This window comes from Nonomuraea sp. NPDC049129 (genome assembly GCF_040648495.1).
Lineage (GTDB): Bacteria > Actinomycetota > Actinomycetes > Streptosporangiales > Streptosporangiaceae > Nonomuraea.
Genome location: NZ_JBEZDU010000016.1, coordinates 26,019 through 44,986, shown reverse-complemented (window position 1 = coordinate 44,986; position 18,968 = coordinate 26,019). Strand labels below are relative to the sequence as shown.

Annotated in this window: 18 protein-coding genes and 1 pseudogene; 16 read left to right on the top strand and 3 right to left on the bottom strand. The window is 71.0% G+C overall.

Annotation, left to right across the window (positions count from 1 at the left end):
* Positions 1 to 38 precede the first annotated feature (38 nt).
* On the top strand, positions 39 to 653 hold the full coding sequence (locus AB0B64_RS38985) for a hypothetical protein (RefSeq protein ID WP_357954303.1): 615 nt from the start codon (positions 39 to 41) through the stop codon (positions 651 to 653).
* A 76-nt stretch (positions 654 to 729) separates the two neighbouring features.
* On the opposite strand, the gene AB0B64_RS38980 is transcribed toward AB0B64_RS38985, so the two are convergent.
* Complete coding sequence (locus AB0B64_RS38980) at positions 730 to 1,935, bottom strand: ROK family transcriptional regulator (protein ID WP_358184127.1); 1,206 nt, start codon at positions 1,933 to 1,935, stop codon at positions 730 to 732.
* A gap of 111 nt (positions 1,936 to 2,046) precedes the next feature.
* Here AB0B64_RS38980 and AB0B64_RS38975 point away from each other — a divergent pair, with 111 nt between their 5' ends.
* The 6 genes and pseudogenes from AB0B64_RS38975 to AB0B64_RS38950 all read left to right on the top strand — a co-directional run bounded on the left by AB0B64_RS38975 (position 2,047) and on the right by AB0B64_RS38950 (position 6,472).
* Positions 2,047 to 3,207 (top strand): Gfo/Idh/MocA family oxidoreductase, encoded by a 1,161-nt coding sequence (locus AB0B64_RS38975; RefSeq protein WP_358184124.1) that lies wholly within the window; start codon positions 2,047 to 2,049, stop codon positions 3,205 to 3,207.
* Between the two features lie 55 nt (positions 3,208 to 3,262).
* The gene (locus AB0B64_RS38970; RefSeq protein ID WP_357954307.1) at positions 3,263 to 4,354 is read left to right on the top strand and encodes a Gfo/Idh/MocA family oxidoreductase; all 1,092 of its coding nucleotides are present in this window, start codon (positions 3,263 to 3,265) and stop codon (positions 4,352 to 4,354) included.
* 5 nt (positions 4,355 to 4,359) lie between these two features.
* A complete protein-coding gene (locus tag AB0B64_RS38965) occupies positions 4,360 to 4,776 on the top strand; it encodes a gluconate 2-dehydrogenase subunit 3 family protein (protein ID WP_357954309.1) in 417 nt (138 codons plus the stop codon).
* A 43-nt stretch (positions 4,777 to 4,819) separates the two neighbouring features.
* Entirely contained in the window at positions 4,820 to 5,473 is a 654-nt protein-coding gene (locus AB0B64_RS38960; RefSeq protein WP_358184121.1) for an NAD(P)-binding protein, read from the top strand.
* Between the two features lie 18 nt (positions 5,474 to 5,491).
* A pseudogene (locus tag AB0B64_RS38955) lies at positions 5,492 to 5,794 on the top strand (GMC family oxidoreductase N-terminal domain-containing protein); the annotation flags it as partial.
* 36 nt (positions 5,795 to 5,830) lie between these two features.
* Entirely contained in the window at positions 5,831 to 6,472 is a 642-nt protein-coding gene (locus tag AB0B64_RS38950) for a GMC family oxidoreductase (protein WP_358184426.1), read from the top strand.
* 42 nt (positions 6,473 to 6,514) lie between these two features.
* Here the strand turns inward: AB0B64_RS38950 and AB0B64_RS38945 are convergent, their stop codons facing one another.
* Positions 6,515 to 7,447 (bottom strand): NADP-dependent oxidoreductase, encoded by a 933-nt coding sequence (locus AB0B64_RS38945; RefSeq protein ID WP_358184118.1) that lies wholly within the window; start codon positions 7,445 to 7,447, stop codon positions 6,515 to 6,517.
* A 428-nt stretch (positions 7,448 to 7,875) separates the two neighbouring features.
* Between AB0B64_RS38945 and AB0B64_RS38940 the strand changes: the two genes are divergently transcribed.
* The 8 genes from AB0B64_RS38940 (at position 7,876) to dmpG (ending at position 17,134) form a co-directional block, all read left to right on the top strand.
* Entirely contained in the window at positions 7,876 to 9,432 is a 1,557-nt protein-coding gene (locus AB0B64_RS38940) for an ABC transporter substrate-binding protein (protein WP_357954314.1), read from the top strand.
* A gap of 33 nt (positions 9,433 to 9,465) precedes the next feature.
* Positions 9,466 to 10,413 carry an ABC transporter permease gene (locus tag AB0B64_RS38935; RefSeq protein ID WP_357954316.1) on the top strand — a complete coding sequence of 316 codons (948 nt, stop codon included), beginning with the start codon at positions 9,466 to 9,468 and terminating at the stop codon, positions 10,411 to 10,413.
* Positions 10,414 to 10,415: 2 nt separating this feature from the next.
* Positions 10,416 to 11,297 carry an ABC transporter permease gene (locus AB0B64_RS38930; protein WP_357954319.1) on the top strand — a complete coding sequence of 294 codons (882 nt, stop codon included), beginning with the start codon at positions 10,416 to 10,418 and terminating at the stop codon, positions 11,295 to 11,297.
* A complete protein-coding gene (locus AB0B64_RS38925) occupies positions 11,294 to 13,402 on the top strand; it encodes an ABC transporter ATP-binding protein (RefSeq protein WP_358184114.1) in 2,109 nt (702 codons plus the stop codon). The genes AB0B64_RS38930 and AB0B64_RS38925 overlap by 4 nt, the downstream gene beginning before the upstream one ends.
* Before the next feature lie 26 nt (positions 13,403 to 13,428).
* The gene (locus AB0B64_RS38920; RefSeq protein ID WP_357954324.1) at positions 13,429 to 14,331 is read left to right on the top strand and encodes a sugar phosphate isomerase/epimerase; all 903 of its coding nucleotides are present in this window, start codon (positions 13,429 to 13,431) and stop codon (positions 14,329 to 14,331) included.
* An 81-nt stretch (positions 14,332 to 14,412) separates the two neighbouring features.
* Positions 14,413 to 15,207 carry a 2-keto-4-pentenoate hydratase gene (locus AB0B64_RS38915; RefSeq protein ID WP_357954326.1) on the top strand — a complete coding sequence of 265 codons (795 nt, stop codon included), beginning with the start codon at positions 14,413 to 14,415 and terminating at the stop codon, positions 15,205 to 15,207.
* On the top strand, positions 15,204 to 16,100 hold the full coding sequence (locus AB0B64_RS38910; RefSeq protein WP_358184111.1) for an acetaldehyde dehydrogenase (acetylating): 897 nt from the start codon (positions 15,204 to 15,206) through the stop codon (positions 16,098 to 16,100). Before AB0B64_RS38915 ends, AB0B64_RS38910 begins: the two co-directional genes overlap by 4 nt.
* Positions 16,097 to 17,134: a 4-hydroxy-2-oxovalerate aldolase gene (gene dmpG / locus AB0B64_RS38905; RefSeq protein ID WP_358184108.1), complete on the top strand. Its 1,038-nt coding sequence runs from the start codon at positions 16,097 to 16,099 to the stop codon at positions 17,132 to 17,134. The genes AB0B64_RS38910 and dmpG overlap by 4 nt, the downstream gene beginning before the upstream one ends.
* 77 nt (positions 17,135 to 17,211) lie before the next feature.
* On the opposite strand, the gene AB0B64_RS38900 is transcribed toward dmpG, so the two are convergent.
* Positions 17,212 to 18,006: an IclR family transcriptional regulator gene (locus AB0B64_RS38900; RefSeq protein ID WP_357954332.1), complete on the bottom strand. Its 795-nt coding sequence runs from the start codon at positions 18,004 to 18,006 to the stop codon at positions 17,212 to 17,214.
* Positions 18,007 to 18,123: 117 nt separating this feature from the next.
* On the opposite strand from AB0B64_RS38900, the gene AB0B64_RS38895 reads away from it, so the two are divergent.
* Positions 18,124 to 18,954 (top strand): alpha/beta fold hydrolase, encoded by an 831-nt coding sequence (locus AB0B64_RS38895; protein ID WP_357954334.1) that lies wholly within the window; start codon positions 18,124 to 18,126, stop codon positions 18,952 to 18,954.
* Positions 18,955 to 18,968 lie beyond the last annotated feature (14 nt).

The window sequence follows — 18,968 nt, the reverse complement described above, 5'->3', positions numbered from 1 at the left end:
GGCTTCATCTGATCATCTATCGACATAGCGAGGAACCGGTGAATCCATCTCCAGATTCCGCGGCCGCGCAGGGCTGGCATGACTCCTGCGTCCTGCGCGCCTCCGTACTGGCGGGAAGTCCGTTACCGACGTTCTCCGCCGGCAACGTGCGGCTCAACGCCTACGAGGTGGTCCACGGCGACACCCAGTTGATGCACGAGACCTGGTGCGGAATGGACGTCACCTACGAGCAGAACCGCATGGTCTTCGGCCATCCAGCCGTGATGGCGGCCGGGTTCGCGGCCAACCTGGTGGGCAACTCCATCCGGCGGGCGCGGGCAGAGCGACAGGCGCGAGAACAGTGGCGGCCGCTCGGCTGGGCGCAGACTCTGGTGACCAATCAGCGCGTCCTGGCGTTCATGGGCAACCAGTGGCGCGGTTGGCCGCTTGACTGGGTCATGGAGCTGTGGCCGGCGCCGAGCGGCTATGCGTTCACGGTGCTGCTTCAGGGAGAGGATCCGCTGCGCTTGTCCGGTCCCTGGGCGCCGTGGCACTGCGTGGTACTGGCGTACCTGCTGTATGGACCGGATTATCTGGCCGGGCATCCCGAGTTCCAGGCCATGGGCCGGCCACAGAGCCGGCAGCCGCCGACCGACAGGGCGCCAGGGACATGATCGGCGCATCGGCCTAGCCGAGCCGCCGCGCGATCGGGCGGCCAAAGCGGCATGAGCCCGGACACCTTACGGGCGGTCATGCCTCGGCGAGCAGGCGGCCCACCCCCGCCTGGCTGAAGGCCTCCCGGCTGGCCAGCGCGATCGCGCCGAAGATCCCCGCGTCGGCGCCGAGCTGGCTCGGCATGATGATGAGTTTGCGCGTGGCCAGCGGCAACGCCTGTTCGTACACCGCGGCGCGTACCCCCGACAGGATCTCGTCCTGCAGCTCGCTCAACGGGCCGCCGAGCACCAGCGTGCGCGGATTCAGCGTGTGGATCAGCATCGCCACCACCTCGCCGATGTCGGTGGCCGCCTGGCGGATGCGGTGCAGTGCGCTGGTGTCGCTGTCGGCGACCAGGCGGGCCAGCTCGCGCGAGGCGTGCAGCCGGTCGTCGAACGAGGACGGCGTGATGCCGAGGTCGGTCAGGACCGCGCGATGGCTGGCCACTGCCTCCAGGCAGCCGGTCTTGCCGCATCTGCAGACGACGTCGCGGCGCGTGGGCGCCCGAATGTGCCCGATGTCGCCGGCCGCGCCGTCGGCGCCGCGATGTACCGAGCCGTCGGCCGTCACGATGCCGGCGCCGATGCCCGAGGCGACCTTGATGAACAGCAGGGGCGTGTCGGCCATCTCCTGGGTCGCCTCGCCCAGGGCCATCAGGTTCACGTCGTTGTCCACCGTGACCGCGGCGCCGAACTGCCCGCGCAGGTAGTCCCCGACGGGGTAGGCGTCCCATCCGGGCATGATCGGCGGGCGTACCGCGCAGCCGCGCTGGAAGTCGACCGGTGCGGGCAGGCCGGCGACGACGTGGCGTACCCGAGCCGGATCATGGTCGTGCTCGTCGAGCATCGAGCGCAGCCGCTCGGACACCACGGCCAGCAGCTTCTCGGGACCGCCGTCGACGGACATGTCCACGGTGTCGCGGGCGATGACGGTGCCGCTGAGGTCGGCGATCGCCAGTTGGGTCGCGGAGACGTCCACGTCGGCCACGGCGATGGTGCCGGCGCGCGGGCTGATGGTGAGCGCTCGTGGCGGCCGCCCGCGTACGGACTGGCTCGACTCGGTCTCCTCGACGATGCCGAGCTCGATCAGCCTGTCCACCTGCTGGCTCACCGTCGATCGGGCCAGGCCGGTGAGCCGCGCGATAGCCGCGCGGCTGGTCGCCTCGCCGGTGGCGATCATACGGAGCACCTTGCGCAGCGCGATGGCCACAGGTGTCGGCCCGTGCTCGTCGTCTTTTTGCATGCGACGAAACTAAAGACGGCATCTTGTGGCTGTCAATGGCCTCAATCATGCTCTTATACGGCAATACACCTGTCCGGAGGTCTGAACGTGGCGCATCCGCATATTCAAGCCGTGATCGTCGGCGCCGGCTTCATCGGTTCGGTACACGCGGCGGCCGTGCGCGGCGTCGGCGCGACCGTGCGCGGCGTCGTCGGCTCCACCCCGAGCCGTTCGGCCGCGCTCGCCGACGAGTGGAACGTCCCGGCGCGCTACCCGGACCTGGCGGCCGTACTCGCCGATGACGCGGTCGACGTGGTGCACATCTGCACGCCGAACGCGCTGCACGCCGACCAGGCGGCGGCGGCGTTGCGGGCCGGCAAGCACGTGATCTGCGAGAAGCCGATCGCGACGTCGCTCGCCGACGCCGAGCGGCTCGCCGCGGTGTCCGCCGAGACCGGCCGGACGCTCGCCGTCCCGTACGTCTACCGCTACCACCCCCTGGTACGCGAGATCCGGGCCCGCCGGATGAGCGGCGACTTCGGCGCCTGGCAACTCCTGCACGGCAGCTACCTGCAGGACTGGATGCTCGACACCGGCACCACGAACTGGCGCGTCGACGCCGCGCGGGGCGGGCCCTCCCGCGCCTTCGCCGACATCGGGTCGCACTGGTGCGACCTCGTCGAGTGGGTGGCCGGGGTACGGTTCCACGAGGTGACGGCCCGGCTCGGCGTCACCATCCCGGCGCGCCCGGCGGGCAGCGGCGACACTTTTAGTGCGAATGGTCCGGACAGTGGAACAAGCAGTCCGGACGGTCCGGAGAGCGGGACGAACGGACTGCGGCCGGTCTCGACCGAGGACGTCGCCGCCGTCCTGCTGCGGACGGCCGACGGGGTCCTGGGCTCGCTGACGGTGTCACAGGTCTCCGCCGGACGCAAGAACCGCCTCTGGTTCGAGCTCGACGGCGCGGACGGCAGCGCCGTGTTCGACCAGGAGAACCCCGAGTCGGTATGGCTCGGCGACGCCGACGGCGCCCGGCTGGTCGTACGGGACCCGGGCCGGGGCTCGGCCGAGCAGCGCCGCCTGGCCACGCTTCCGTCGGGACACTCCCAGGGGTACGGCGACTGCTTCCGCGCGTTCGTCGACGACGCCTACTCGGCCATGGCCGGCCACCAGGTGGAGGGACTGCCGACGGCCGCGGACGGTGTCCGCTCGGCGCACCTGATCGACGCGGTGCTGCGTGCCGACGACAGCCTCGCCTGGACCGTGGTCGAGCGGGCCCCAGCACGCATGTGAGGCAGGCCCTCACGATCAGGCACCTTTGAATCCCCTAAGGAAGGACAGCGAAAACATGGCGACACACCACCGCATCGGCATCCTCGGCAGCGGCAACATCTTCGGCCGGTACGTCACCGGCATGGCCCGCTACCCGGAGCTCGAGATCGTCCGCGTCGGCGACATCGACGTCGACCGGGCCAAGCGGGCCGCCGGCGAGCACGGCATCCCGGGGTGGGGGGACGCCGACGAGCTCTACGGTGACGACTCGATCGACATCGTGGTGAACCTGACCCCGCCGGCGCACCACGCGAGCACCATCATGCGGGCGCTCGACGCCGGCAAGCACGTCTACGTCGAGAAGCCGATCGCCACGACCGTCGCCGACGCGAAGACGGTGCTGGCGGCGGCCGCGGCCAGCGGGCGCGTTCTGGGCTCGGCCCCGGACACCTTCCTCGGCAGCGCCAGCCAGACCGCGCGTAAGGCGCTCGACGACGGGCTGATCGGCGAGCCCATCGGCGCGTCGGCGTTCATCCGGCACAGCAAGGCCGAGACCTGGCATCCGGACCCGCGCTTCCTCTTCCAGGCCGGCGGCGGCCCGGTGCTGGACATGGGCCCGTACTACCTCGCCATACTGGTGAACCTGCTCGGCCCCATCAGGTCCGTGGCGGGGGCCGCCCGCATCGGCGCCCCCGTACGCACGGTGACCGCGCCGGACCGGGCCGTGGACCACATCGACGTCGAGGTGGCCACCCACGCCTCAGGCGTCCTCGTCTTCGATTCCGGGGTCATCGGCACGACGCTGATGAGCTTCGACGTCTGGGACAGCGATCTGCCCGCCATCGAGATCTACGGCACCGAAGGCACGCTGTCGGTGCCCAACCCCAACCACTTCGACGGCGACGTCCGGGTGCGGCGGCACGGCGAGGCGGACTGGACCGTCCTGCCGCCGGTCGTGGAGTTGTTCGGCGCGGTCGGCACCAAGGAGCAGGCCCGCCGGGGGCTCGGCGTACGGGATCTGGCCGACGCGATCGAGGGCGGCCCGCACCGCGCCAACGCCGCGTTCGCCTTCCACGTGCTCGAGGCGCTGTCCGCGATCGACGGATCCGCGCAGGTCGTCACCTTGGAGAGCACGTGTGAGCGTCCGGCGGGCCGCTTCGAGAGCTGACCGTGATGGCGGACCTGACCGCTTTACAGGTCGCGACCCTGAGCGCGGTCGTCGACACGATCGTCCCCGCCGACGAGCATCCGGGCGGCGTCGAGGCCGGTGTCCTCGACTACCTCGAGGGGCAGTTCGGGCGCGACCTGGCGGGTCTGCGCGCGTACTACGGCGCCGGCCTCGACGCCCTCGACGCCGAGGCCGGCCAGACGTACGGCGTGCGGTTCGGCCTGCTCGAACCCGACCGGCGGGAGGCTCTGCTGCGCGCCGTCGAAGCCGGGGAGACGCGCACGCCGTGGCCGTTCGACGCGCCGGCGTTCGTGAGCACGGTGGTGGAGCACGTCATGGAGGGCTTCTACGGCGATCCGGGCAATGGCGGCAACCACGACGCCGTCTCATGGCGGATGATCGGGTTCGAGGTGAGCGACTGATGCCGGCGGTCGCGGTGCTGATCGGGTTCGAGGTGAGCGACTGATGCGGGAAGACGCCGGGCGGGGCGAGCGGGTGGACGCGGTGGTGATCGGGTCGGGCGCCGGCGGCGGGGTGGCCGCCGTGGTCCTCGCTCAGGCGGGCAAGCGGGTGCTCGTCCTGGAGCGCGGTCGCGACCTCACCTACGAGCAGATCGGCCGCGACCACCTGCGCAATCACCGGATCGCCCGCTATCCGCACCGGTCCGGACCGGACCTCGAGGGGAGCCCACGCGTCGCCGTCGACATGACGGGCCGCGAGCAGCTGGTACGAGCACACGAGCCGGGCTTCCACGGCAACGCCACGCTGGTCGGCGGCGGCACCCGGCTCTACGGGGCCCAGGCGTGGCGCTTCCTGCCCGCCGACTTCACGATGGCCGGCACGTACGGCGTCCCCGCGGGCAGCAGCCTCGCCGACTGGCCCATCGGCTACGACGACCTGGCACCCCACTACGAGCGCGCCGAATGGGAGATCGGGGTGTGCGGCGACCACGCGGCGAGCAGCCGTCACTGGGCGCGCGCGAAGGCATACCCGATGCCCCCGCTTCCCGAGGGCCCGCAGGCCAGGGCGCTGCGGCGGGGCGCGGCCGCCCTCGGCTGGGACATGCTGCCGGTGCCGCTGCTGATCAACTCGGTGCCGTACGCCGAGCGGGCCGCCTGAACCCGCTGCCAGCACTGCGTCGGCTTCGCCTGCCCGGTGGACGCCAAGAACGGCTCGCACAACACCGTCCTGCGCCGCGCGCTCGCCACCGGCCACGCCCGGCTGCAGCCGGAGGCCGTCGCCGAACGCGTCATCTGCGACGCTGGGGGCCGCGTCACCGGCGTCCGCTGGGTGGACCGCTCGGGAGCACGTCACGTGGTCGAGGCCGAGGTGGTGGTCTGCGCCGCCGGCGCGATCGAGACCGCCCGGCTGCTGCAGAACTCACCGACCCGGCGCGAGCCGTACGGGCTGGGCAACAACCACGATCAGGTGGGGCGACATCTGCAGGGCCACGCCTACGTGTGGGCGCTGGCCGAGATGGACGAGCCCATGCACGACGGACGCGGCCCCGGGGTCTCGGTCGCGACGCTCGACCTCGCGCATCACAACGACGGCGTCGTCGGTGGTGCGATGCTCGCGGACGAGTTCACGGTGCTGCCCATCGCCTTCTGGGCGCGGAACCTGCCGCCGGACCTGCCCCGCTGGGGCGCGCTCAACAAGCGGTACATGCGCGACAATTACCGGCGTGTCATGCGTGTGGGAGGGCCGGTCCAGGAGATCCCCAGCCCGCACGCGCGGACCCGGCTCGACCGCCATGTACGCGACCGCTGGGGCATCCCCGTCGCCCGCCTGTCCGGCACGACCCATCCCGAGACCCTGCGGACCGCCGCCCACCTCCGGGAACGGGCCCGCGAATGGCTCGTCGCCTCGGGCGCGCGCCGGACGTGGAGCGGGCCGGTTCCCTTGGCGTTGCACGGCGGACAGCATCAGTCGGGCACGTGCCGGATGGGCGACGACGAGCGGACGTCGGTCGTCGACCGGTGGGGCCGGGTCCACGGCCATGACAACCTCTACGTCGTGGACGCCTCGGTGCACGTCACCAACGGCGGCGTCAACCCGGTCCTGACGATCATGGCCCTCGCCTTCCGCGCGACCGAACGGCTCTGCGCGGAGTGGTGAGCACGACTCTCAACGAGCCGCCGGCGAAAGCGTAAGTGAGTCTCAGCGATGCCCGGCGACGTCGAGCACGACCTTGCCGGACACGTGGCCGGACTCCACCAGCGCCAGCGCCTCAGCCGCCTCGGCCAGCGGAAACACCCGGCCGACACACGGATCCAGCTTCCCGGCGGCCACGAGCTCGGCCAAGGCCGGCAGCGTCCCCGTACCACCCGTCCGCTTCAGCGGGCGCGCGCCGAAGCGGGCGGCGATCTTCTCGTCGGCCACGGTGGTCACCCGTGTCCGTTCGGTGATCACGCCCGCCACGCCGGTCAGCGCGTCACCACCGACCAGGTCGAGCACGGCGTCGGCGCCCGCCGGAAGTAGATCGCGGAGCCTATCGGCGACGTCGTCGCGGTCATAGGCCACCGCTGTGGCGCCGAGGGACAGGAGAAACGCGCGCTTCGCCGCGCTCGCGGTGCCCACGACGGCGACTCCGTCCATGGCCGCGAGCTGGACCGCGATCGTGCCCACTCCCCCACCGGCGCCCAGGATCAGCAGCCTCTGCCCCGGAGCCAGGCCGAGCTCGGCGAGGCTCTCATAGGCGGTGCCCGCCGCGATCGGCAGCGCCGCCGCGTCCGTGAACGACAGTCCGTCCGGCATGCGCGCCGCCTTGGCGGCCGGCAGCAGCGCCAGCTCGGCGTACCCGCCGCTGCCGCCGACCGTACTGCCGAAGACCCGGTCACCGGCGGCGAGGCCGGCCACTCCGGGGCCGGTCCGCACCACGGTCCCCGCGACCTCGCGGCCGAGGGTCGCGGGCAGCCGCAGCGGCAGGAAGGCACGGTGCATGCCCTCACGGACCTTCCAGTCCACCGGGTTGACGCCGGCCGCGCGCACCTCGACGAGCACCTCGCCCTCGCCCGGCTCGGGCGCGGGAACGTCCAGGAAACGCTGGACGTCCGGACCGCCGTACTCGATGAACGCGTATGTCAGAGGCATGATCCCGGAGGCTACCCGGCTCCGGCCGACCGGCGTGGCGCCCCGTCTCGGTCAGTGAACCGGCGAGCAGGGGCGGGGACCACGGATGGGCTGTTCCGGTGAGCGAACCGGTGCGGGGGTACGTCGGAATCCTCCGGTCCTAGGGTGTGAGGCCACCACCTGAAGGACGGTGACGCGACGGTGCGAATGCCTGGCGATCACGCTGCCGACACCCGTTCGGCACCTGGTGATCATCTCGGCCGTCCTCGGCTACGGATGGCGTGGCCGTACCGAAAACGCTCCCTTTATGACGGGAACAAAACTAAAAGCGGCGGGTTGTGCCTGTCTGAGTCGCGAACCATGCTCCTCGCCAGGGGACAAATCGGGCCGACTGTACAATTCCCGACACCCCGGCATACACACCCCCCAGAACGTCTCGAGGAGTATCGATGTCAGTGACGAATTGGCGCCGCCGGCTCACAGCAAGCGCTGCCGGCGCGGCGCTGCTCGCGTCCGCCGCGTGCAGCGCCGCCACCCAGGGCGCCCCGGGGAACTCCGCCTCCGCCGGCCCGGCCACTCAGGGCGGCAACCTGGTCGTCGGGCAGACCACCGAAGCCGAGCCGGGCTCCTTCCTCAAGACCTCCTTCGGCAACATCCTGTGGGAGTACGCCGTTTTCGAGACGCTGACCCTTATCGATACCAAGACCGGGCAGCCCAACGGTGTCCTGGCCAAGTCGTGGACCCTGGCTCCCGACGGCAAGAGCATGGACATCAAGCTCCGTGACGACGTGACCTTCCACAGCGGCCGCAAGCTGACCGCGGCCGACGTCACCTTCGCCATCGAGAAGGTCCAGGACCCGAAGACCGGGGCGGCCAACCAGTCGATCGCCGCGCAGATCTCCGAGATGAAGGCCAAGGGCGACTACGAGCTGACGCTCACCTTCAAGCAGCCGCTGCCGAACATCTTCGACCTTTTCGAGACGATGCCGATCCCGAACAAGGACGCCTACGCCGACTACGCGGCCGGCACCAAGGTGGACGGTACCGGGCGCTTCGAGTGGAAGTCGTGGACCCCGGGCGGCAAGCTCCAGCTCACCAAGTACGCCAAGTACCGCGATGTCCAGAACACCCGCCTGGACAGCATCGAGGTCAACCTCATCAAGGACCCGACGGCGATGGTCGCGGCCATCCGCAGCGGCCGGGTCCAGTACGGCGTCGGCCTGGCGGGGCTGGACGCGCGAAGCCTGAGCCAGCAGCCGGGCTTCTCCCTCGTGTCCTCCGGCGGCGCGGCGATCCCGCTCGGGTTCGACGTGACCAAGCCGCCGTTCGACAACAAGGCCGTGCGCCAGGCGATCCACTACGCGATCGACCGCGACCGCATCGTGCAGCAGGTCGAAGGCGGGCAGGCCCAGGCGACGAACCTGCCGTGGCGGCCCTCCACGATCGGCTACGACGCCGCGCAGACCAAGCAGTACACCTACCAGCCGGACAAGGCCAAGCAGATGCTGGCCGCGGCGGGTGTGAAGGCGGGCACCTCGTTCGAGGTGACCATGCTGAACACGCCCGAGGCCACCGGAGTCTTCCAGATCGTCAAGAACAACCTGGCCGCCGTCGGGCTGGAGGCCAAGCCGGTCATCGCCACGGCCGACTATGACGCCAAGGTCGCGGCCAAGGACATGGGCACGCCCGCCTTCCTGATGATGAACAGCAACGGCCTCTCGCCGGCCAGCGCCGTCGTGAGCCGCCCGGAGCTGCTGGCGGACGAGAACGTCTCGCACTTCAAGAGCCCCGAGTACACCAAGCTCGTGAAGGCGGTCACCACCGCCAGCACCACGCCCGACCAGCAGAAGGCGCTCCACGACTACAGCGCCTACTTCGCCGACCAGGCGTTCGTGCTCCCGCTGATCACGCGCCCCACCCTCACGGTGCGCTCCAACGCCCTGAACGGCCTCGCGCCGACCCAGATGGGCTTCCTCGACATCAGCCGGGCCTGGCTGTCCAAGTAATCGACCTCTAGACCGACTGGCGGTATCGAGACGATGGTCCGGTTCCTGATACGCAAGATCCCATCGCTGGTGTTCGTGCTCTTCGCGAGCTCGATCGTCGCCTTCGCCCTGCCTCGCCTGGCACCGGGGGATGTCGCCGTCACCCTCGCCGGCACGGATCCGACCGCGGCCACCATCGCCGCGATCCGGGAGCAGCTGGGGCTGGACCGGCCCCTGGTGCTCCAGTACTGGGACTGGATCGCCGGGCTCCTCCAGGGCGACCTCGGAGAGTCCTACCTCCTGCACCGCAGCGTCGCGAGCCTGATCGGCGACCGGCTCAAGAGCACCGTGGAGCTGTCGGTGTTCGCGACGCTGCTGGTCATCCTGGGTGGAACGCTCCTGGGAGTCCTGGTCGGCTCCGCCAGACGCCGCTGGGCGCGGGCCGGCCTCGACCTGATCAACAGTTTCTTCGTCGCCATCCCGTCGTTCCTCACCGGGCTGGCGCTGATCCTCGTCTTCGGCGTACTGAACCGCTGGCTGCCCGTCAGCGGCGAGGTCAGCTTCGTCGACGATCCGGTGATCGGCTTCCAGTTCCTGATCCTGCCGGCCATCGCGCTGGCCCTGCCCTCGGCGGCGGTCGTCGCCCGCCTGTTGCAGGCGGAGATGCTCGCCGCCAAGAACGAGGACTACGTCGACCTGGCGCTGAGCAAGGGCGCGTCGGCCGCGCGGATCACCGTCCGGCACGTGCTGCGCAACAGCGTGGGCACGGCGGTCGTCGCCGTCGGGCTCCAGGTGGGCAACCTGCTGGCCGGCGCGGTCATCATCGAGGCGATCTTCAACCGCAACGGCCTCGGCCAGCTGGCCGTCTCCAGCGTGCAGACCCGCGACTTCACCGTGCTGCAGGTACTGATCCTCGCCATCGTCTTCGTGGCGGTGATCTGTCAGATCCTCACCGAGGTCGTCCTGGCGGCCCTCGACCCGCGCATCAAACTGGGAGAGTAGGGATGGCAGACCTTCCCCTGACCACCTCCGACGCGGCGCCGCCACAGGCCCGCCGTCGGCTGAACCCGACCCTGGCTCGCTACCTGTCCGCCTTCCGTACACCGAAGGGCGTGGTCGGGCTGTCGATGCTCCTCCTCCTGGGACTGGCCGCCCTGCTGGCGCCCGTGCTGTTCCCCGGGGGCTACGACCAGCAGGGCCCGCAGTCGCTGACCGGGATGTCGGGCGCGCACATCTTCGGCGTCGACGAGTTCGGCCGGGACATCTTCGTCCGCAGCGTCTACGGCCTGCGCATCGACCTGAGCCTCATCCTCACCGCGGTCCCCCTCAGCATGGCGATCGGCACGCTACTCGGTCTGACCGGCGCGATCTCCGAACGCCTGGGCGCCGCCGTGCAGCGACTGCTCGACGTGATCATCGGTTTCCCCGGCCTGATCCTGGGGATCTGCCTGGTCGCCATCCTCCAGCCGGGCTGGCCGGCGCTCTTCCTGACGATTCTGATCAGCGGCCTGCCCACCGCCGGGCGCCTGGCCCGCGGCGCGTGGCTGAGCCAGCAGAGCAGGGAGTACGTCCTGGCCGCCCGGGTGATCGGCGTCTCGCGCCGGCAGCTGCTCGTCCGCCACGTCCTGCCGAACGCGATGGACGCGATCGTCGTCAACGGCGCCGTCTGGATGGTCGTCGGCGTCTACATCGAGGCCGGACTGAGCATCGTCGGCCTCGGCGTGCAGCCGCCGACGCCCTCGCTCGGCGTGCTGCTGAACAACGGCCTGCGCTTCGTCACCCAGGCGCCGACGTACATCATCGGCCCCGCCCTGCTCCTTCTCCTGCTCGCGATCGGCTTCAGCCTGCTGTCGGACGCGCTCAACGAGGCGGTGAACCGCCGATGACCTCCCCCAACACCACCGAGTCACCGCTGCCGGCGACGGGCAAGGGCATGCCGCTCCTGCGGGTCGAGGGCCTGCGTACGGAGTTCCGCCTGAAGAAGGGCGGCGTCAAGGCCGTCAACGACGTCAGCTTCGACATCTACCCGGGCGACGTGCTGGGCATCGTCGGCGAGTCCGGCTCGGGCAAGTCGGTGACGGCCCGATCGATCATGCGCATGCTCCGCCCGCCGGGCGAGGTCGTCGCCGGCTCCATCCGCTTCGACGGCGAGGACCTGCTCACGCTGCCCGAACGCGAGATGCGGCGCCGGCGCGGCAGCAAGGTGGCGATGGTCTTCCAGGACCCGCAGTCCGCGCTCAACCCCGTCATGAAGGTGGGCGACCAGATCGTCGAGGCCATGACGGTACACGGCGTCGACAAGCGGGCGGCGCGCGAGCGCGCGATCGAACTCCTGGAGCAGGTCGGCATCCCCGACGTCCAGACGAAGATCAACCACTATCCGCACCAGTTCTCCGGCGGCATGCGCCAGCGCGTCGTCATCGCGATCGCCCTGGCCAACGACCCCGCGCTGCTGGTCGCGGACGAGCCGACCACGGCTCTCGACGTCACCATCCAGGCGCAGATCCTGCGCCTGCTGGCCAGGCTCCGCACCGAGCTGGGCATCGCCATCGCGATCATCACCCACGACATGGGAGTGGTGGCCGAGCTCTGCACGGACGTCGTCGTCATGTACGGCGGCCGCACGGTCGAGAAGGGGACCGTCGAGCAGGTCTTCGAGCGTCCGCGCCACCCCTACACGGCGGCGTTGCTGGCGGCCATGCCCCGCCTCGACGACGACCGGATCGGCCGGCCGCTGCCCGCGATCCCGGGAGCGCCGCCCGACCCCGCCGCGCCGCCACCCGGCTGCCCGTTCGCCCCTCGGTGCCGTTTCACCGAGGAAGCCTGCGAGCAGGAGCCACCGGCGTTGCTCCAGATCGGTGACGCGGGTCAGGCGGCGGCCTGCTTCGTCGCCCAGCGGGCCGTGGACATCTCGGTCAACGAACCCGCCGCGCCTGTGGAGGACGAACCCACCGTCACCGTACAGACCGAGCAGGCCGTTCCCCCTGCGGCCACGGCCGTGCTGGAGGTACGGGACCTGAAGGTCGACGTCGGATCCCGGCGGCGCGGGCTGTTCCACCGCGAGCCACCCGTGTACGCCGTCGACTCGGTGAGCCTGACGGTGCACCAGGGCCGCACGCTCGGGCTCGTGGGCGAGAGCGGCTGCGGCAAGTCGACGCTGTCGCGCAGCATCGTCGGCATCAACCAGGTCGCGGACGGGTCGATCCTCATCGACGGCGCCGACGTGAGTGGGCTGGGCGAGGAGGATCTGGGCCGGGTCCGCTCCTCGGTGCAGTACCTCTTCCAGGATCCGTACGCGTCGCTGAACCCGCGCCGCACCATCCGGCAGTCGCTGGCCGAGGCGCTCGCGTTCAGAGGCATCGGCCGGCGGGAGCGCGAGGACGAGGCGCGATCCCTGATGACGCAGGTCGGGCTCCGCCCCGAGTACCTCGACCGCTACCCCCACGCGTTCTCCGGCGGCCAGCGCCAGCGGATCGGCATCGCCCGCGCGCTGGCCCGGCAGCCGCGCGCGCTCATCCTCGACGAGCCGGTCTCGGCGCTGGACATGTCGATCCAGGCGCAGATCATCAACCTGCTGGAGAAGCTGCAGAACGAACTCGGGCTCGGCTACCTGTTCATCGCCCATGACCTGTCGGTCGTGCGTCACCTCAGCGACACCGTCGCGGTGATGTACCTCGGCCGGATCGTGGAGCACGGCGACGCCGCCGACGTCTACGGCAACCCGCAGCACCCCTACACCGCGGCCCTGCTGTCGTCGTCGCCCGTCCCCACGGTCTCGGCGCGCTCGCGCGAGCGCATCGTGCTGCCCGGTGATCTGCCCAGCCCGGCGAACCCGCCCTCCGGATGCCGGTTCCGTACCAGGTGCCCGATCGGCCCGCTGGCGAACCCGGAGCGGACGATCTGTACCGAGGTCGACCCTCAGCTCACCCTCACGGCCACCGGCCAGCGGGCCGCCTGCCATTTCGCCGGCGAACTCGCCCCCACATCCTGACCCCCCATCTATTGAAAGGAAGCCATATGTCCGGCACACCGAAGATCGCGCTCAACCCGATCCAATGGATGGCCAGCGCCGACGGATGGCTGGACCCGTCCCTCGCGCCCGAGCCGAAGCAGCGGCTGTCCCTGATCAAGCAGGCCGGATTCGACGTCGTCATGGCGGAGGTCCCGGCCGGCTGGACCGTGGAGCAGTACCAGGCGCTCCTGGACGAGACCGGCCTGACGCTCGCTCCCGGCTACTTCGTCTGCCGCTCGGACGGCAGGGACGGCACCGAGGACGACGTCGTGGCCGGTGCCGCCGAGACCGCCCGCCAGCATGCCCGGCTCGGCCTGACCGAGATCGGTCTGGGCATGGGCATGGGCAAGGACAAGCCGCGGGTGGCGCACCCCGCGCAGGCGTACGACGCCGACGACTCCCGTGTGGAGGCGGTGACGGCGCTGATCGGACGGATCGCCGACGCCATGGTCGCCGAGGGCGTCCGGCCGTCGCTGCACCCGCACGTCGGCACCTGGATCGAGACCGAGGAGGAGGGCCGGGCGGTGCTCGACGCCATTCCGGCGTCCCGGCTCGGCTTCCTGCCCGACACGGGGCACCTGGCGTGGGCCGGCGCCGACGTCGGCCGGTTCGTAAAGGACTACGCCGAGCGGATCCCGTTCGTGCACGTGAAGGACTGCCGGCTCAGCGTCGCCGCCGAAGGGCGCGAGAAGGACTGGGGTTACCAGCAGACCGTCCTCGCCGGGCTGTGGGTCGAACCCGGCCGGGGTGAGCTCGACCTGCCCGGCATCATCGGCAACCTGCCCGGCGACTTCGACGGGTGGCTGATGGTCGAGGTGGACCGTCCCGACATCGCCGACCCCTACGAGAGCGCTCAGGTGTCGGCCCGCTGGATGCACAGCACGTTCCCCTCGCAGACCCAGGGCTGACGCCCACCGCCGGCGCGGCCCCCTTCCGGCCGCGTCGGCACTTCTGAACGACCCATGTCAAGAACTGCGAGAGGAGCGATTGTGGAGCCAGGCTCCGTGGAGAAGGCCGCCGCCGATCTGCTGGCGGCGTACCGTACCGGCGACCCGATCCAGCCACTTACCACCACTTATCCGGAGCTGTCGGTGGCGGACGCGTACGCCATCCAGCGCCACCAGATCGACGCCCTGGTCGCGGACGGCGCGGTCGTCAAAGGTCACAAGGTCGGCCTGACCTCGGCGGCGATGCGCCGCCAGCTCGGCGTGGACCAGCCCGACTACGGACACCTGCTGGACTCCATGTTCCACCTGGACGGCGCCCCGATCGACACCCGCCGCTTCCTGCAGCCGCGAATCGAGCCGGAGATCGCCTTCGTGCTCAAGCGCCCCCTGTCCGGGCCCGGGGTGACCACGGCCGAGGCCGTCGCGGCGGTGGACTTCCTGCTGCCCGCTCTGGAGATCATCGACTCCCGGATCGCGGACTGGCGGATCACCCTGGCCGACACCATCGCCGACAACGCCTCCAGCGGCGGCGTGGTGCTCGGCACCCGCCCGATCCGGCTGGAGACCGTGGACCTGGCGCTGGCCGGCTGCCTGCTGCACCGCAACGGCGACCTGGTCCAGACGGGGGCGGGCGGCGCCGTGCTCGGTTCCCCGCTCAACGCGCTGGTCTGGCTGGCCAACACCCTCGGTGAGCAGGGTGTCGCCCTGGAGGCGGGACACGTCGTCCTGCCCGGCTCGATCACCGTGGCCATCCCGGTCACCGCTGGGGACATCGTCAGCGCCACCTTCGCCGGGATCGGCACCGTGACCGCCCGTTTCCAGGAGGAGATCGCTTGACCAGGCTGAGCGCCGCCATCGTCGGCCCCGGGAACATCGGCACCGACCTGCTGGTCAAGCTGCTGCGCAGCGAAGCGATCGACGTGCACTCCATGGTCGGGGTGGACCCGGCCTCCGACGGCCTGGCCCGTGCCCGCGCCCTCGGCGTCGAGGCTTCCGCGGGCGGTGTGGACTGGCTCCTGGCCCAGGACCGGCTGCCGGACCTGGTCTTCGAGGCCACCTCGGCCAAGGCGCACCTGGCCAACGCCCCGCGCTACGCCGAGGCCGGGATCAAGGCCATCGACCTGACGCCCGCCGCCGCCGGACCGTTCGTGTGCCCTCCGGTGAACCTGGCCGGTCTGTCGGACGTGCCCAACCTCAACATGATCACGTGTGGCGGGCAGGCGACGATCCCGATCGTGCACGCGGTCTCCAGCATGGTGCCGGTGCCGTACGCCGAGATCGTCGCCTCGATCGCCTCCCGCTCGGCCGGGCCGGGCACCCGGGCCAACATCGACGAGTTCACCCAGACCACCGCCCGCGCGGTCGAACAGGTCGGCGGCGCGGACCGCGGCAAGGCGATCATCATTCTCAACCCGGTCGACCCGCCGATGATCATGCGGGACACCGTGTTCTGCGCGATCCCCGCCGACGCCGACACCGACGCCATCGCCGCCTCGATCCACGCGATGGTGGCCGACGTCGCCGCGTACGTGCCCGGCTACGCCCTGCGCGCCGATCCCCAGTTCGACGGCCCGCGCGAGGTCTGGAACGGTCATGCCCGCGTGGCCGTGTTCCTGGAGGTGCGCGGCAACGGCGACTACCTGCCGGCGTGGGCCGGCAACCTCGACATCATGACCGCCGCGGCCGCCCGCGTGGGCGAGCAGCTCGCGCTCGGAAAGGTCTCCGCGTGACCGACAAGAGTATTGGCGACAAGATCAGGCTCACTGACTCCACACTGCGTGACGGCAGCCACGCCATGGCCCACCGCTTCACCGAGGAGCAGGTACGTGGTGTCGTCCACGCCCTGGACCAGGCCGGGGTAGAGGTGATCGAGGTCACGCACGGTGACGGTCTCGGCGGTTCGTCCTTCAACTACGGGTTCTCTCTCGAGGACGACATCAAATTGGTCGCCGCCGCGGTGGACGAGGCGGTCTCCGCCGAGATCGCCGTACTGCTGCTGCCCGGCCTCGGCACGGTGGAAGATCTCAAGCAGGCGCACGGCGCGGGCGCGTCGGTGGCCAGGATCGCCACCCACTGCACCGAGGCGGACGTCTCCCTCCAGCACTTCGCCGCCGCTCGCGAGCTGGGCATGGAGACCGTCGGCTTCCTCATGCTGTCGCACCGCGTCGGCCCGGCCGAGCTGGCCCGGCAGGCGCGGATCATGGTGGACGGCGGCGCCCAGTGCGTCTACGTGGTGGACTCCGCCGGCGCCCTCGTGCTCGGCGAGGCGCAGGCGCGCGTCAGCGCGCTGGTCGCCGAGATCGGCCACGAGGCGCAGGTCGGCTTCCACGGCCACCAGAACCTATCTCTCGGCGTGGCCAACTCGGTCCTGGCCGCCCAGAACGGCGCCCGCCAGATCGACGGCGCTTTGTGCGCGCTCGGCGCCGGGGCGGGCAACGCGCCAACCGAGGTGCTGGTCGCCACGTTCGAACGGCTCGGCGTCCCGACCGGCGTGGACGTTCAAGGCGCGCTCGCCGCCGCCGAGGACGTGGTCAAGCCGTTCCTGCCGCGCCTGCCGTTCGCCGACCGCTCCGCGATCACCCAGGGGTACGCCGGGGTGTACTCCAGCTTCCTGCTGCACGCCGAGCGGGCCGCGCTGAGGTACGATGTGCCCGCGCACGAGATCCTGCAGCGGGTCGGCGAGGCGGGGTATGTCGGCGGGCAGGAGGACATGATCATCGACGTGGCCCTCCAACTCGCCGCCGACCGGGACCGCGTCGCCTGAGCTCTTCTGAAGCGAGGCCGGGCCGGGACCGCGTCGCCTGAGCCTCCGAGGCCGAGAAGTCCTCGGCCTCGGCCAGGTCATGTCCGGCGGTCGATGGCCAGGGCGATGCCCGCGGCGGTCGAGCGGAGTTCGGGCAGCAGCCGCCTGGTCACCAGGCGCGCCACCGGTGCCGCGGCCGACACCGACGCGACGACCGTTCCGTCGGCGAGCGCGACGGGCACCGCCATGCTGCCGAACCCCAGCAGGATCTCCTCCGTCTCGACCGCGTAACCGCGTTGCCGGACCACCTCAAGCTGCCGCCGCAGGTCTTCGACGGACCCGACCGTCCGTGGCGTCAGGGAGGGCCAGCCGGTCAGCGCGAGGCGGCGGAGCCGCTCCTCCCTGTCGGGGCACGTCGCGAGCAGCACCTTCCCCGTCGCCGTGCACGACGCGGGCAGCCGCCCGCCCACCAGGGAGTGCGTGTGGACGTTCGCCTCCCCCGCGACCTTCTCCACGTACAGCACATGGCCGCCGTCGAGGACCGCCAGGTGGATGGTCGCCCGGGTGGCGGCGAACAGGTCGATGAGCAGGGGCCGGGCCACCCGGCGCAGCACCGCCGCCACCGGCACCCGCTGCCCCAGCTCGAAGACCCGCATGCCGAGCTGGTAGACGTCCCCCCTGCGTTCGAGCAGCCCCCATTGCACCAGCTCCTGCGCGAGCCGGTACGCCGACGCCTTCGGCACCCCTGAGCGCCGGCTGAGCTCGCTGAGCCGGAGCTCGAAGGCCCCCGACTCGAAGGCGCCCAGCAGGAGCTGGGCCTTGCCGAGGACCGAGTTGGGATAGTCCGCGCCATCGCCGGAGCCGGACGCCTCAGCGAACATCTGTGACGACATCGGGACTCCTTCACGCCGGTCCGGTCACCGGTCCCCTCCGGTAGTGATCGCCGATGCGCCCGGCAAGACTCCGGATGGGAAAGCCAACCTTACCTCCGGCCGACATAAGAGGACGTTTTGGACATTACGCCGCCCCTTCGATTCGGGTACGCCGACTCGCCGTTCGGCCAGCTGCACTACGCCGAGCAGGGCGCGGGCCGCCCTCTCTTGCTCCTGCATCAGACCCCCAGGTCCTGGGACGAGTTCCGGGAGCTGATCCCCCTCCTGGCGCCGCACCGGCGCGTCATCGCCATGGACATGGTCGGTTTCGGGGCCAGCGCGAAGGCCCCGGCACCCCACACGATCGAGCTCTTCGCGGCGGGCGCGCTGGCCCTGCTGGACGCCCTGGACATCGAGTGCGCCGACGTCCTGGGCCACCACACCGGGGGCGTGGTGGCCGTCGAGCTGGCGGCGTCCGCGCCGGAGCGGGTCGGGCTGCTCGTCCTGTCGTCGACTCCGTGGACCGACTCCCGATTCCGCCGGTCCCACGCGGACGGTCCGGGGGTGGACGAGGCCGTGCACTCCCCCGGCGGCGACCACCTGCTGACGCTGTGGCGGCTGCGGCAGCCGTACTATCCCGACCCGGCCACGGGCCTGCTCGACCGGTTCGTCCACGACGCACTGGCCCCTGGAGTCGATCCGGCGGAGGGGCATCGGGCGTGCGCGCGGTACTACATGGAGGACAAGATCGGCTCGGTCAAGACATCCGTGCTGCTGCTGGGCGCCGCGGCGGACCCGTTCGCGCTGCCTGCGATGGCCCCGCTCCGGGAGAACCTCACCGGGGCGCTGAGCGTGACGTCGGCCGTGGTCGACGGCGGCATGATCCCGCTCATGGAGCACAAAGCCGCGGAAGTGGCCGAGATCGTGACGATGTTCCTGACGGACCCGCCGGTCGAGGACGCCTCGTAACCTGCGGCCCTGAT

What these genes read in the sequence shown, in the direction of transcription:
- AB0B64_RS38950 (WP_358184426.1), top strand. Translation starts at nt 5,831, where the DNA reads ATGGACGAGCCCATGCACGACGGACGCGGCCCCGGGGTCTCGGTCGCG.
- AB0B64_RS38940 (WP_357954314.1), top strand. Translation starts at nt 7,876, where the DNA reads ATGTCAGTGACGAATTGGCGCCGCCGGCTCACAGCAAGCGCTGCCGGC.
- AB0B64_RS38970 (WP_357954307.1), top strand. Translation starts at nt 3,263, where the DNA reads ATGGCGACACACCACCGCATCGGCATCCTCGGCAGCGGCAACATCTTC.
- AB0B64_RS38965 (WP_357954309.1), top strand. Translation starts at nt 4,360, where the DNA reads ATGGCGGACCTGACCGCTTTACAGGTCGCGACCCTGAGCGCGGTCGTC.
- AB0B64_RS38945 (WP_358184118.1), bottom strand. Translation starts at nt 7,447, where the DNA reads ATGCCTCTGACATACGCGTTCATCGAGTACGGCGGTCCGGACGTCCAG.
- AB0B64_RS38920 (WP_357954324.1), top strand. Translation starts at nt 13,429, where the DNA reads ATGTCCGGCACACCGAAGATCGCGCTCAACCCGATCCAATGGATGGCC.
- AB0B64_RS38930 (WP_357954319.1), top strand. Translation starts at nt 10,416, where the DNA reads ATGGCAGACCTTCCCCTGACCACCTCCGACGCGGCGCCGCCACAGGCC.
- AB0B64_RS38935 (WP_357954316.1), top strand. Translation starts at nt 9,466, where the DNA reads ATGGTCCGGTTCCTGATACGCAAGATCCCATCGCTGGTGTTCGTGCTC.
- AB0B64_RS38960 (WP_358184121.1), top strand. Translation starts at nt 4,820, where the DNA reads ATGCGGGAAGACGCCGGGCGGGGCGAGCGGGTGGACGCGGTGGTGATC.
- AB0B64_RS38980 (WP_358184127.1), bottom strand. Translation starts at nt 1,935, where the DNA reads ATGCAAAAAGACGACGAGCACGGGCCGACACCTGTGGCCATCGCGCTG.
- AB0B64_RS38900 (WP_357954332.1), bottom strand. Translation starts at nt 18,006, where the DNA reads ATGTCGTCACAGATGTTCGCTGAGGCGTCCGGCTCCGGCGATGGCGCG.
- AB0B64_RS38925 (WP_358184114.1), top strand. Translation starts at nt 11,294, where the DNA reads ATGACCTCCCCCAACACCACCGAGTCACCGCTGCCGGCGACGGGCAAG.